Source organism: uncultured Polaribacter sp., from assembly GCF_947503855.1.
In the GTDB taxonomy this organism is placed as follows: Bacteria; Bacteroidota; Bacteroidia; order Flavobacteriales; family Flavobacteriaceae; genus Polaribacter.
The window spans coordinates 200,324-215,656 of sequence record NZ_CANNFF010000002.1; the positions used below are offsets into that span (position 1 = coordinate 200,324).

The window sequence follows — 15,333 nt, forward strand, 5'->3', positions numbered from 1 at the left end:
ATAATACTAACCATATGAAAAAACTATTTTTCTTACTCTTTTTCTTGTCGTTTACAATCGTGTATGCACAAGATTATTTCCCTACAGATTCTGGAGTAAAAACAACAGAAACTACTTTAGTTGCGCTTACCAATGCAACTATTTATGTAACACCCAAAAAGGTGATTAAAAAAGGAACTTTACTAATTGAAAACGGAAAAGTTATTGGCGTTGGTAGATCCGTAAAAATTCCGACAGGAACTGAAACGATTGATTTATCTGGTAAAACCATCTACCCTTCTTTTATTGATATTTATTCTGATTTTGGAATAAAAAAACCAAAAAGAGCCTCTGGAAATTCTAGAGTTACACAATATGATGCGTCTAGAGAAGGCTATTATTGGAACGACCATATTAGACCAGATGTAAATCCGTTAAAAGATTTTTCTTTTGATGCTAAAAAAGCAAAATCTCTAATAAGTGCTGGTTTTGGTGTAGTAAATACACACATGGCAGATGGTATTATTCGTGGAAATGGATTGCTAATTGCTTTAAATCCGAATGCTACAGATGCCTACAGAATTTTAGATACTAAATCTGCTCAGTATTTATCATTTTCTAAAAGTGTTACTTCTAGACAAGCCTATCCAAGTTCAAGAATGGGGGCTATGGCTTTATTAAGACAAGTATACTTAGATGCTGATTGGTATGCAAAAGGAAACATGAAAAATAAGGATTTAGCTTTAAAAGCATTAAATGAAAATAAAAATCTAATTCAAATTTTTGAAACTAACAATCATTTAGATGCCTTAAGAGCAGATAAAGTGGGTGATGAATTTGGAATGCAGTATACAATTGTTGGTAGTGGTGATGAATACGAAAGAATAAATGACATCAAATCTACAAATGCAAACTTTATCATTCCTATCAATTTTAGCAATGCTTATGATGTTTCTAATCCGCTTTTAGCACAACAAATTTCTTTAAGAGATATGCGTAAGTGGAATCAAGAACCTTCTAATTTAAAGGCTTTAGCAGAAAATGAAGTTAATTTTGCTTTAACTACGCACTCTTTAAAATCTGTAAAATCTTTTCATAAAAACTTACAAAAAGCTATTAAATATGGTTTTGATAAAGAAAAAGCATTAGAAGCTTTAACTACCATTCCTGCAACAATTATTGGTAACAATGCTATTGGTAATTTAAATGAAGGTAGTTATGCCAATTTTATTATTACATCTGGTGATATTTTTGATGCCAAAACTACCTTATATGAAAATTGGGTTCAAGGTGATAAAAATGTAATAAATGACATGAATATTCCTGATATTACAGGAAGTTACATGTTATATGTTAACAATAAAAATTACGATTTAACCATTTCTGGTAAAGGTGCTAAACAATCTGGAAGCATTAAATTAGGTGATAAAAAAATAAAATCTAAATTTTCTTTTAAAGATGATTGGATTGAAATCACTTTAAATGAAGAAAATGGCTACACAAGAATGATTGGAAAAATCATTAATGCTGCCAATGCAATGCAAGGTACTGCTTTTGACATTTTAGGAAACGAAACTTCTTGGTCTGCAAGTAAAGTAGTTAAGAAAGATGCTAAAAAGAAGAAAAGTAGTAAAAAATCTAAAAAAAATGACATTGTTGTAATGCCTGTAAGCTATCCTAATATGGGTTTTGGTAATTACGTACAACCTAAACAAGAAACAATTTTAATTAAAAATGTAACTGTTTGGACAAGTGAAGATGCTGGGATTTTAGAAAATACAGATGTACTTTTAAAAAATGGTGAAATTGCAGAAATTGGCAAAAACCTAAGAGCAAGAGGTGCTAAAGAAATTGATGGAACAGGCAAACACTTAACTGCTGGTATTGTAGATGAGCATTCTCATATTGCAACATCTGCTGTTAATGAAGGAGCACAAAACTCATCTGCAGAAGTAACTATAGAAGATGTTGTAGATCCTACAGACATTAATATTTATAGAAATCTTTCTGGAGGAACAACTACTGCTCAAATTTTACATGGTTCTGCAAATCCTATTGGTGGGCGTTCTGCAATCATCAAACTAAAATGGGGAGAAAATGCAGAAAACATGATTTACGATAACACACCTAAGTTCATCAAATTTGCTTTGGGAGAAAATGTAAAACAATCTCGTTACCAAAATGGTGTTCGTTTTCCGCAAACAAGAATGGGTGTAGAACAAGTTTTTACAGATTATTTTACAAGAGCTAAAGAATACGATGCATTAAAGAAAAGTGGAAAACCATATAGAAAAGACATCGAAATGGAAACATTGTCTGAAATTTTGAATAAAGAACGTTTTATTTCTTGTCACTCTTATGTTCAGTCAGAAATTAATATGTTAATGAAAGTTGCAGAAAAATTTGATTTTAATATAAATACATTTACACATATTTTAGAAGGTTACAAAGTAGCAGATAAAATGCAAGAACATGGTGTTGGTGGCTCTACTTTTTCTGATTGGTGGGCATATAAATACGAAGTAAATGATGCTATACCTTACAATGCTGCAATTATGCACAATGCTGGGGTTACAGTGGCTATTAATTCTGATGACAGAGAAATGTCTAGACGATTAAATCAAGAAGCAGCAAAAACAATTAAATATGGTGGTATGACAGAATTAGAAGCTTGGAAAATGGTTACCATTAATCCTGCAAAACTGTTACATATAGATGATAGAGTTGGTAGTATTAAAAAAGGGAAAGATGCAGATGTTGTATTATGGAGTCATCACCCAATGTCTATTTATGCAAAAGCAGAAAAAACAATTGTAGATGGTAAAATCTATTTTGATATCGAATTAGATAAAAATAAAAGAGCTGCAATTAAACAAGAAAAAAGTAAGTTGATTAAAATGATGTTGGATGAAAAAATGGGTGGTGGAAAAACCAAAGTACCTATGAAAAGAGGAGATAGAAACTTTCAATGTGATACTTTAGAAGAAACTAAAAGCTAAAAAATGATGAAAAAAATAATATATAGTTTGCTATTTTTCTTAGCAATACATACAGTTTCTGCACAACAAACCCCTGCAGACAAACAAACTAGAGCATTTTCTATTGAAGGCGCAACTGCACATTTAGGAAATGGAAAAGTAATAGAGAATTCGTTAATCATGTTTGATGGAGGTAAAATTACCTTTGTTGGAAGTGCAATGATGAAAATTGCAAGAATGGGAACCATTATTAATGCCAATGGAAAACATGTATATCCTGGTTTTATAGCTGCAAACGCAAGTTTAGGTTTGGTAGAAATAGATGCTGTAAAAGCAAGTGACGATGAGGATGAAATTGGTACTATGAATCCGCATATTAGAAGTTTGATAGCCTACAATGCAGAAAGCAAAGTCGTAGAATCTATGCGACCTAATGGCGTTTTAATGGCACAAATTACACCTAGAGGTGGTATTATTTCTGGTACATCTTCTATTGTACAATTAGATGCTTGGAACTGGGAAGATGCTGCTATTAAAACTGATGATGGAATTCACATGAATTGGCCTTCTAGTTTTAAACGTGGCAGATGGTGGTTAGGAGAAGATCCTGCATTAAAACCAGATTCAAATTATGCTAAAAAAATAGATGAAATAAAGAGTTATTTAACAGATGCTAAAAATTATTTAGCAAGAAATCCAGATAAAAAACATTTACCATATGAAGCAACTAAAAGCTTATTTAATGGTACTCAAAAGTTTTTTATACATGTAAATGGTCAAAAAGAAATTACAGATGCTATAACCATTTCTAAAGAATTAGGAATCAATAATATTGTAATTGTACATGCAGAAGGTGCAGAAAAAGTAGCAGATTTATTAGTAAAAAATAATATTCCTGTAATTTTAGAGAGACCTCATAGAAATCCAAATAGCGAAGATGATGCCTATGACAAAACCTATACCATAGCAAAAACACTTACAGACAAAGGTGTGTTGGTTAGTTTAGGTATGGAGGGGCAAATGGAAAGAATGAATACTAGAAACCTCCCTTTTTACGCAGGTACATTTGCTGCATTTGGTTTAGACAAAGAAGAAGCTTTAAAACTAATTACATCGAATACAGCAAAAATTTTAGGGATAGATGCTTTTGCAGGTACTTTAGAAGTTGGTAAAGATGCTACCCTATTTATTTCCGAAGGTGATGCTTTAGAAATGAGAGGAAACATAGTAAACAAAGCTTTTATACAAGGTAGAGATCTTAGTTTAGAAACGCACCAAACCAAACTTTGGAAACGTTATGCTAATAAGTATAAATCTAAATAAAGTATTTAATCAATTTAAAAAGGCTCCGCTTCCAGTAAAATGTAATTGCGAGCCTTCTTTTTCTTAGAAATTTTAATATGCAAATAATATATCTAATAAATTAAATAAGTATTTATTAATTTTTACAATATCTATAATTAGGTATATTTGTGTTGATGAAAGAAATTACCAGCAGCCAAAACCCTCTAGTTAAAAATATTCTAAAACTGCAAGAAAAAGCAAGAGAACGCAAAAAACAAGGGGTATTTATTATTGAAGGAAAACGTGAAATTTCATTAGCCATAGCTGCAGCATATCAATTTGAAACCTTATTGTTTTTAGAAGATTTAATTTCAGAAAATGAGGTTTTAGAACTGTTTCCAATAAACATCAATTGTATAAAAATTTCTACAGAAGTTTATCAAAAAATAGCTTACAGAAACTCTACAGAAGGCATTATTGCCATTGCAAAAACAAAAGATTTTTCTTTAGATAGTATTGTTTTTAAAAATGAAAATCCGTTAGTTTTAGTTGCAGAAAGTATAGAAAAACCAGGTAATGTTGGCGCTATTTTAAGAACTGCAGATGCAGCCAATATAGATGCTGTACTTATTGCAAATCCTAAGAGCGATGTTTACAACCCAAACATTATACGTTCTAGCGTAGGTTGTGTTTTTACCAATCAAGTTGCTGTAGGTACATCAGAAGAAATTATTAGTTTTTTAAAAAAGAACAATATTCATACTTATGCCACTACTTTGCAGAATTCAAACCCGTATTTTCAAGAAAATTATACAAAACCAACAGCCATTGTTGTAGGTACAGAAGCCACTGGTTTAACAACTATTTTTAGAGAACAAGCAACCCAAAACATAAACATACCTATGCAAGGTAAAATTGACTCTATGAATGTTTCAGTTGCAGCAGCCATTGTTTTGTTTGAAGCAAAAAGACAACGATTATTTAAATAAACCATTATTTGTAAAACACTTGAGATATGAAATCATTAGGAATAGATATAGGTGGCTCTGGTATAAAAGCGGCTATTGTTAATACCAAAACAGGCGAATTATTATCTGAAAGACATAGAATACCTACACCAAAACCAGCTACACCAGAAGCAGTTGCTAAAGTTGTAAAACAAATGATTGTACATTTTAACTGGAAAAAAGAGGTTGGTTGTAGTTTTCCAACCACGCTTGTAGGTGGTAAATGCATACATTCTGGCAATTTAAGCGAAGAATGGCTAGGTGTAAAGGTAGATAAGTTGTTTAAAAAGCAATGTAAAATTCCTTTTTATGTAAGTAATGATGCAGATTTAGCGGGTTTAGCAGAAGTTAGTTTAGGTGCTGCAAAAAAAGAAAAAGGGCTGGTGCTTGTAGTAACCATTGGTACAGGTATTGGTTCTGGTTTGTTTTATAAAGGTAAATTAATTCCGAATTTAGAAGTAGGTAAAATGTTGCATACCAACGGAGAAATCATAGAATTATACACAGCTGATTCTGTTAGAAAAAGAGAAGACTTAACATTAGAAGAATGGGCCATTAGATTTGATTCTTTATTAGAATATATAAGATTGGTATTTACACCCAATTTAATTGTTTTGGGTGGCGGAATTAGTAAAAAATACAATAATTTTAAAAAATATTTAACCACAGATATACCCGTTAAAGCTGCAGAATTTAGAAACAATGCCGGTATTATTGGTGCAGCCATGTACGCTAAAAAAATGAAGAAATAATTAAAGAATGGAAGTTATAAAACGAAAGCTAACATTTACACATAACTTATAAAAAATCTATTTTGCAGAAAATAAATAGTGTACTATACAACACTAACTGAATCAAATAACAAGTTAAAAAAATGCAACCCACTACTCTATTTTATATTTTAATCGCAATTTTAATCATCAGTTTTGTTGTAGACAAAATTTTAGACAGCTTAAATGCCAAACATTTTAATGACAAAATACCTGCTGAATTAGCAGATGTGTATGATGAAGAAGCCTATAAAAAATCTCAAGCCTATAAAAAGGAAAATGCAAAATTTACGAACCTAACATCCACTTTTTCAATCTTATTAACTTTAGGGTTCTTTTTTCTTAATGGTTTTAAATATGTAGATAATTTTGCGAGAAGTATCTCAGAAAACCCTATTGTAATAGCTTTAATTTTCTTTGGTATTATTATGATTGGGTCAGATATTCTAACCACACCTTTTTCTTACTATAAAACATTTGTTATCGAAGAAAAATTTGGTTTTAACAAATCCACCAAAAAAATATTTTGGTTAGATAAAATTAAAGGAATCTTTTTAAGTACAATATTAGGTGGTGGTGTTTTAGCGATTATCATCTGGTTTTATCAAACAACAGGAACTAATTTTTGGATTTATGCTTGGGTTTTAGTCGCTGTTTTTTCTTTATTTATGAATCTTTTTTATGCCAAATTAATAGTTCCCATATTTAACAAACAAACACCTTTAGAAGATGGCGAATTAAAATTTGCCATAGAAAAATACGCACAAACTGTAGGTTTTAAATTAGACAATATTTTTGTAATCGATGGTTCTAAACGTTCTACAAAAGCAAATGCCTATTTTTCTGGTTTTGGTTCTCAAAAAAGAATTACACTTTTTGATACACTTATAAACGATTTAGAAACCGATGAAATTGTAGCTGTTTTAGCTCATGAAGTGGGTCATTACAAGAAAAAACATATTGTTTTTAATCTTTTTACCTCTATCCTGCTTACTGGTTTTACCTTGTATTTGTTATCGTTATTTGTAAACTTACCTATATTTTCTGAAGCTATTGATATAACTAAACCTAGTTTTCATGCAGGTTTAATTGTATTTGGTATTTTGTACTCTCCAATATCAGAAATTACAGGTTTTGTAATGAATTATATTTCTAGAAAATTTGAGTACCAAGCAGATAATTTTGCAAAAAATACCTTTGCTGGCAAACCTTTAATTAGCTCTTTAAAAAAACTTTCTAAAAATAGCCTGAGTAATTTAACCCCACATCCTGCTTATGTTTTCATGCATTATTCACATCCAACTTTGTTGGATAGAGTAAAAAATTTAGAAGAATAATAACATCAAATTTTTAAAAATTTAGACTTTAATTTTCTTGCTTGTTCAAATACTTATTGCTAAATTCACTTTAGATTTTTAAACACAAATCTTACAGTTATTTATGGCATATTTAGCAACCATTGAAGAAGAAAATAAGGAAATAGCAAATCGGTATAAAGATTTGCTAAAAGGAACTTATGAGGTGCTTTCTAAAGAAGATAAAGAGCTGATTAGAAAGGCTTTCGAGATTGCTGTAGACGCACATTCTAAACAACGTAGAAAAACAGGCGAGCCTTATATTTTTCACCCCATTGCTGTAGCAAAAATTGTAGCTTTAGAAATTGGTTTAGGTGCAACCTCTATTGCAGCAGCATTGTTGCATGATGTTGTAGAAGATACAGAGTACACCTTAGATGATATGGAGCAGCTATTTGGTGAAACTATTGCAAGAATTGTAAATGGACTCACCAAAATTTCTCGTTTAAACAAAGAACAAGACGCCTCTATACAAGCAGAAAATTTTAGAAAAATGCTATTAACATTAAATGATGATGTTAGAGTCATTTTAATAAAAATTGCAGACCGATTGCACAACATGCAAACTATGGATGCAATGCCTGCATACAAACAAGTAAAAATAGCCTCAGAAACCCTTTATATTTATGCACCTTTAGCACACAGACTAGGACTGTATAATATTAAAACAGAATTAGAAGACTTAGGTTTAAAATACACAGAACCAGAGGTTTTTAATGATATTGTTGCAAAAATTAAAGAGAGTAAAGAAGATCAACAAAAATATTTAGAAACCTTTGCAGATAGATTAAAAGAGGGCTTAGATAAAGAAAATTTTGATTATGACATAAAAGGACGTTTCAAGTCCATTTATTCTATTCGCAAAAAAATGCGAAAACAAAATGTAACTTTTGATGAGGTTTATGACAAATTTGCCATTAGAATTATATTTACACCTACCTCTAAAGACGAAAAATTTGATGCCTGGAAAATCTATTCGATAGTTACAGATTATTTTAAGCCCAACCCTGTTCGTTTAAGAGATTGGATTTCGCAACCCAAATCTACAGGTTACGAAGCTTTGCACATTACAGTGGTAGGCCCTGATGCAAAATGGGTAGAAGTACAAATTCGTTCTAATAGAATGAATGAAATTGCAGAAAAAGGCTATGCAGCACATTTTAAATACAAACAAGGAAACACCAACGAAAGTGGTTTAGAAACATGGTTAAATAGATTAAAAGAATCGCTAGAAAACCAAAGTTTAAATGCAGTTGATTTTGTAGAAGAATTTAAACTAAACTTATATGCTAAAGAAATTTATGTTTTTACACCTAAAGGTGAATTAAAATCGTTACCAAAAGATGCGTCTGCATTAGATTTTGCCTTTTCTATACATACAGATGTAGGTTTAAAATGTAGAGGCGCAAAAGTAAATGGCAAGTTAGTGCCTTTAAGTTACACTTTAAAAAGTGGAGATCAAATAGAGGTAATTACAAGCGCTTCTAACAAACCCAATGCTAGATGGTTAGATTTTGTAATAACAGCAAGGGCAAAAACAAAAATTAGAGCTGCTTTAAAAGATGAAGAAAAACAAATTGCCGAAGAAGGAAAAGCAATTTTAACTAGAAAATTACGTCATTTAAAAATACCGTTTACCGAAAAAACAACGAACGAACTTGTCAATTTCTTTAAACTTAGAACTAGTTTCGATTTGTTTTTTAGAATTGGTAATGGTTCTATAGACAATACACAATTAAAAGCATTTGTTACACAGAGAAATAGTACTATTTTAAATTTCTTTAAAACCAAGTTAAGAAGAAAAAATACCACCAATAAAGAACTTATAGATACTGAAGAAGTAACTAATAAATTTGATGCGCTTGTTTTTGGTAAAGAAGAAGAAATATTAGACTACAAACTCTCTAAATGTTGTAATCCAATACCAGGAGATACCGTTTTTGGTTTTTTAACTATAAATGAAGGGATTAAAGTGCATAAAAAAAACTGTCCAAACGCAATTTCTTTACAATCTAACTATGCTTACAGAATTATGCTAGCAAAATGGATAGATTCTACCAAGCAAGATTTTAAAGCAATTTTACATATAAATGGTGTCGATAATAAAGGGATCGTAAATAATGTAACCCGAATAATTTCTAACAATATGGGCGTATTTATTAACAGTATTAATATTGCTGGAGACAATGGTGTGTTTGATGGAAAAATAAGCTTAAGCGTTAAAAACAGTGCACAGTTGAATAAATTAACAAAAAGTCTGCAAAAAATTGAAGGTGTTAAAAATGTAGAACGTGTTAATACTTTGTAAATATCATTTTCAAAAAAAAGTATTTTATAAAGAAATAACTGTAAATTTGTCTTTTCGTAAAATTTTAAGAAAATGAATAATTCTCTTGAAAATCAAGAAGTAGTAAAAAAAGTATTTACATCCTATTTAGAAGAAAATAAGCACAGAAAAACACCTGAGCGTTATGCTATTCTTCAAGAAATTTATGATGCAGATGAACATTTTGATATAGAATCTCTTTATATTAAAATGAAAAATAAAAATTATAGAGTTAGCAGAGCTACGCTTTACAACACCATTGATATTTTATTAAATTGTGGTTTGGTTAGAAAACACCAATTTGATGGACAATCGATGGCTCGTTATGAAAAAAGTTACTTCGATAAAAATCACGACCACGTAATTTTTACAGACTCTGGAGATGTTAAAGAATTTTGCGATCCAAGAATACAAATTATTAAAAAAACCATAGAAGAAATTTTTGATATTGATATTCATAATCATTCACTTTACTTTTACGGGACAAAAAAGAAAAAATAACAACATTCTGTTGGTATTTTGCCAATAAACTAAAAACAATACAACAAAACAAACAACAAATTAACACAACTAATGGCTGTAGATTTATTACTAGGATTACAATGGGGAGACGAAGGAAAAGGAAAAATTGTAGACGTATTAACTAAAAATTATGATATCATTGCGCGTTTTCAAGGAGGGCCAAATGCAGGACATACTTTAATTTTTGATGGCGCAAAACACGTTTTACACACAATCCCTTCAGGTATTTTTCACAAAACAGCATTAAATGTTGTAGGGAATGGTGTTGTTATTGACCCTGTAATTTTTAAAAAAGAATTAGAAAATCTAGACAAACACAATATAGATTATACTTCTAAATTATTAATCTCTAGAAAAGCACATTTAATTTTACCTACACATAGATTGTTAGATGCGGCATCAGAAACTTCAAAGGGTAAAGCTAAAATTGGTTCTACTTTAAAAGGTATTGGCCCAACTTATATGGATAAAACTGGCAGAAACGGTATGCGAGTTGGAGATTTAGAATTAGAAAACTGGAAAGAAAAATACGATGCGCTTACAGAAAAGCATATTAAAATGTTAAAGTTTTTTGATGTTCAAATAGAATATGACTTAAAAGAATTAGAAGCAGAATTCTGTAAAGGAATTGACAAGCTTAAAACCTTAGCGTTTATAGATAGCGAAGAATTTTTAAACCAAGCAATTAAGGATAAAAAAACAATTTTAGCAGAAGGCGCTCAAGGTTCTTTATTAGATATCGATTTTGGTACCTATCCTTTTGTAACATCATCTAATACAACTGCTGCTGGAGCTTGTACAGGTTTGGGTGTAGCACCTAATAGAATTGGCGAAGTTTTTGGTATTTTTAAAGCGTATACCACTAGAGTGGGGTCTGGTCCTTTTCCTACAGAATTGTTTGATGATGAAGGAGCAACTATGGCAAAAGTTGGGCACGAATTTGGAGCAACAACTGGTAGACCAAGAAGATGTGGTTGGTTAGATTTAGTAGCTTTAAAATATGCTGTAGATGTAAATGGTGTAACACAATTAATGATGATGAAAGGTGATGTACTTTCTGGTTTTGATACTTTAAAAGTATGTACATCATACAATTATAAAGGTAAAGAAATTGCTCACTTACCATACAATATAGAACCAGAAAATATTTCTGTAAATTATACTGAATTTAAAGGTTGGACAGAAGATTTAACAAAAATGACTTCTGCAAATCAATTGCCTAAAAACTTACTAGAGTATGTTGCTTTTATAGAAAAAGAAACAGGCGTACCTGTAAAAATAGTTTCTGTAGGTCCAGATAGAAAACAAACTATAGAAAGATAATACATTTTACTTTTTATAAGAAAAAGCCTTATTTCTAATTAAGAATAAGGCTTTTTTGTGTTGTCTAAAATTAGTTTTCATCTATTTTAAAATTTAATTGAAGTACTGATAAAAGTCATATTTACTGCCGTTTATTTCATCGAAATTTGTAGAAAATTAAATGATACATGAAACGTTTTGAAAATAAGCTAATTGCAGATATTGTTTTAAATAACATCAATACGTCTAAAGTATTTAAAGAGTTTAATATAGACTATTGTATAGAAGGGAATAAAAACTTTTTAACAGTTTGCGAGCATAAAAATATAGATAGTAAAAAAATCATAAATAAATTAGTAGCTGCACATAAAGATGTTTATTATTTACAAAACTACAATTCTTGGAAATTAGATTTTTTAATTGAATTCCTATCAGAAATTCATCACAATTATAAAGAAGAAAACATATTAATACTAAAACAATATAGTAAAAAAGTAGCTGATTTATATAGTAAACAATATCCTGAATTATTAGAAGTTAACAACTTAATACAAGTTGTTTCAGAAGAAATTTTAGAACATATGAAAAACGAGGAAACCATCTTGTTTCCTTACTTAAATGAGTTATTAAAACTCGAGAATGCTTCCTCTACTTCTAAATATAATTCTTCAAAAAAACTAAAAATTATAGATAGTTTTGAAGACGAGCACTATAAAATTCGTAAGACATTTCAAAAAATAGCAACACTTACCAATTACTATATTCTACCAGAAAACATATGCAACTCATTTAAACTTTTATATATAAAATTAAAGAATTTTGATGATCGATTGCAAGAGCATATCCATATAGAAAATAATATTCTTTTTCCGAAAGCAAAAAAACTACAGTTCAAAGTATTTAGCAAAAAAAAAGAATATAGCTAGAATTTTACTCTTCTTTAATAGTTTGCCATTTTCTTTTCATTATTTTTGCGTAAAATCGTTTATTTTGAAAAGAATACTTTTATTTCTATTTCTAACACAAACAGCCTTTGTTTTTTCGCAAACTAAAAAAATGGTTTTTGGTGCTGCACAACAATTTGTAGACGAAGAAAAATACCCGGGTGCTACTGTGCTTTTAGGGAATGTGAAAATGACTCATAAAGGTGCTGTATTAACTTGTAGCAAAGCCTTTTATTATAAAAAACTAAACTTTTTTAAGGCCATAGATAATGTACTCATTAAACAAGGTGATACCATAACACAAACTAGTGATTATGTTGATTATGATGCCAATACAGAACAGGCGCTCTCTTGGGGAAATGTGGTTTTAAAAGACCCAGAAATGACTTTAACTACAGATACGCTTCATTTTGATAGATTAAATCAAAAACTATATTATAGAACTTTTGCCACTATAAAAGACAAAACAAATACATTAAAAAGTAAAATTGGAAATTATTATCTAGAAAACAAAAAATTTACAGCTACAACAAGAGTTACTATTGTTAATCCTGAGCATAATTTGGCCTCTAATCACTTAGATTATTACACCAACTCTGGTTTGGTTTATTTATATGGACCATCTACCATCACCAATACAAAAAACAAAAATAAAATTTATTGTGAACGAGGTTTTTACAACACCAAAACAGATATTTCTTATTTTATTAAAAACGCAAAACTTTACTTAAAAGAAAGAACTGTAGAAGGAGATAGTTTGTATTACGATAAAAAGAACGGGTTTGCCTCTGCAACCAACAATATACAGGTGATAGATACCGTGAAAAACTTTGTTACCAGAGGGAATTATGCAGAAATTTTCGAAGAAAAAGATTCACTTTTTATCATCAAAAGAGCAGTTGCCATTTCTATTATAGATAAAGATTCTACCTTTATTCACGGAGATACTTTATTAGTTACAGGAGTTCCAGATAAAAGAATTGTTAGAACCTATCATAATGTAAAAATCTTTAAATCAGATTTACAAGGTAAGTGCGATTCGATACATACAAACCAAGAAAAAGGCTTAACAAGAATGTTTAGCAACCCCGTTTTATGGTCAGATGGTAATCAAATTACTGGAGATACCATTCACTTACTATCTAATATAGAAACAGAAAAGCTAGATTCTTTAAAAGTATTAAACAACTCATTTATAGTCTCTAAAGACTCTTTATCAAATGATAACTTTAATCAAATTAAAGGAAGAAATATATTTGGTAAGTTTTTAGAAAACAAACTTAAACTTCTATTAGTAAAGGGTAATGCTGAGTCTGTATATTTTAATAGAAATGAAGAAGGAGTTTTAGAAACCGTAACCAAAGAAATTTCTAGTAACATAGAATTTACTTTAAATGAAGGTGAAATTGAGCAAATAAAATATTTAAAAAAATCAGAAGGCACTACCTACCCTCCTTCTAAATTACCAGAAGAAGTAAACAGGTTAAATGGTTTTATTTGGCGAGAAACAGAACAACCTAAATCTAAAGAAGATATTTTTAAAAAGAGTACACAAGACAAATCACCAAAAAAATCTAAAAAAGATTTGGTAGAACCCGCTTTAAAAAAACTTCCTAAAAAAGAGAGAAAAAGAAAAAAAGAAATTCTACCCACTAAAAATTAGATGAAAAAAGATTTCTTTACATATCAAGCACAAACCAGTCCTCACCCACTTGCCTTAGAGATTTCTAAAGCAAAAGGCAGTTTTATATTTGATACCAAAGGAAAAAAATATTTAGATTTTGTGGCTGGTGTTTCGGCAAATAGCTTGGGGCACAACCATCCAAAAGTTACGGAAGCCATTAAAAATCAATTAGATAATTATGCACATGTAATGGTTTATGGTGAGTTTATACAAAAACCACAAGTAGATTTGTGCAAATTATTGGCGCAAAATTCACCCAAAAACTTAAATGCAGTTTACATAACAAATTCAGGTACAGAAGCTACAGAAGGGGCTTTAAAACTAGCCAAAAGAGTAACTAAAAGAGCAGAAATAATTGCTGCTAAAAACTCATATCATGGCAATACTATGGGGGCAATGAGTGTTTCTGGTGTAGAAAAACAAAACAGTGCATTTAGGCCTTTAATACCTGGCACAAAGTTTATTGGTTTTAATACAGATGAAGATTTAAATAAGATAACCCATAAAACAGCAGCAGTAATTGTTGAGACCATACAAGGTGGTGCTGGTTTTATTGAACCTAAAAATAATTTTTTAGTCAAATTAAAACAAAAATGTGATTCAGTTTGTGCATTGTTAATTTTAGACGAAATACAAACAGGAATTGGAAGAACAGGAACCTTTTGGGGTTTCGAAAACTACAATGTAACTCCAGATATTGTAGTTACAGGAAAAGGGTTAGGTGGTGGTATGCCAATTGGTGCTTTTTTAGCTTCTTTTAAAATGATGAGTTTGTTAAAAGACAATCCTAAACTTGGTCATATTTCTACTTTTGCTGGTAATCCTGTAATTGCAGCAGCTGCGAATGCAACTGTAAAAGAAATTTTAAATAAAAATTTACTAAAAAAAAGCCTTAGAAAAGAACAACTTTTTAGAAGACATTTACAGCATTCATCAATCTTAGAAATAAGAGGAAAAGGATTAATGTTAGCTGCCATTGTAAAAACACCAGAACTAGCAGTAAAAACAATACACAAGTGTTTAGAAAAAGGACTAATTTTATTCTTTTTATTGTTTGAACAAAGGGCAATGCGTATTACACCACCTTTAACAATTTCTGATAAAGAAATCGTAGAAGGTTGTAAAATACTAATAGAAACTCTAGACGAATTGTCATAAAAAAACCTTCTATTTTGCAATAGA

The 15,333-nt window shown here is 30.1% G+C and carries 11 protein-coding genes; all 11 read left to right on the forward strand.

Going from position 1 to position 15,333, the window contains the following annotated elements; all coding sequences use genetic code 11:
• Positions 1-14: 14 nt before the first annotated feature.
• Positions 15-2,978 (forward strand): amidohydrolase family protein, encoded by a 2,964-nt coding sequence (locus Q0662_RS02325; protein WP_298946779.1) that lies wholly within the window; start codon positions 15-17, stop codon positions 2,976-2,978.
• Between the two features lie 6 nt (positions 2,979-2,984).
• Positions 2,985-4,280 carry an amidohydrolase family protein gene (locus tag Q0662_RS02330; protein WP_298947036.1) on the forward strand — a complete coding sequence of 432 codons (1,296 nt, stop codon included), beginning with the start codon at positions 2,985-2,987 and terminating at the stop codon, positions 4,278-4,280.
• A 155-nt stretch (positions 4,281-4,435) separates the two neighbouring features.
• On the forward strand, positions 4,436-5,230 hold the full coding sequence (locus Q0662_RS02335) for an RNA methyltransferase (RefSeq protein WP_298946781.1): 795 nt from the start codon (positions 4,436-4,438) through the stop codon (positions 5,228-5,230).
• A gap of 26 nt (positions 5,231-5,256) precedes the next feature.
• A complete protein-coding gene (gene ppgK, locus Q0662_RS02340; protein ID WP_298946783.1) occupies positions 5,257-6,000 on the forward strand; it encodes a polyphosphate--glucose phosphotransferase in 744 nt (247 codons plus the stop codon).
• Positions 6,001-6,122: 122 nt separating this feature from the next.
• Positions 6,123-7,355, forward strand: a complete 1,233-nt coding sequence (locus Q0662_RS02345; protein ID WP_298946785.1) for a M48 family metallopeptidase — start codon at positions 6,123-6,125, stop codon at positions 7,353-7,355.
• 103 nt (positions 7,356-7,458) lie between these two features.
• Positions 7,459-9,681 carry a RelA/SpoT family protein gene (locus tag Q0662_RS02350; protein WP_298946787.1) on the forward strand — a complete coding sequence of 741 codons (2,223 nt, stop codon included), beginning with the start codon at positions 7,459-7,461 and terminating at the stop codon, positions 9,679-9,681.
• 72 nt (positions 9,682-9,753) lie between these two features.
• Positions 9,754-10,200: a Fur family transcriptional regulator gene (locus Q0662_RS02355; RefSeq protein ID WP_298946789.1), complete on the forward strand. Its 447-nt coding sequence runs from the start codon at positions 9,754-9,756 to the stop codon at positions 10,198-10,200.
• A 72-nt stretch (positions 10,201-10,272) separates the two neighbouring features.
• Complete coding sequence (locus Q0662_RS02360; protein ID WP_298946791.1) at positions 10,273-11,544, forward strand: adenylosuccinate synthase; 1,272 nt, start codon at positions 10,273-10,275, stop codon at positions 11,542-11,544.
• Positions 11,545-11,711: 167 nt separating this feature from the next.
• Entirely contained in the window at positions 11,712-12,449 is a 738-nt protein-coding gene (locus Q0662_RS02365; protein WP_298946792.1) for a DUF542 domain-containing protein, read from the forward strand.
• Between the two features lie 64 nt (positions 12,450-12,513).
• A complete protein-coding gene (locus tag Q0662_RS02370; protein ID WP_298946794.1) occupies positions 12,514-14,130 on the forward strand; it encodes an OstA-like protein in 1,617 nt (538 codons plus the stop codon).
• Positions 14,131-15,309, forward strand: coding sequence for an aspartate aminotransferase family protein (locus Q0662_RS02375; RefSeq protein WP_298946796.1), 1,179 nt, complete (start codon positions 14,131-14,133; stop codon positions 15,307-15,309). It begins immediately after the preceding gene.
• The last annotated feature ends 24 nt before the right edge of the window (positions 15,310-15,333 follow it).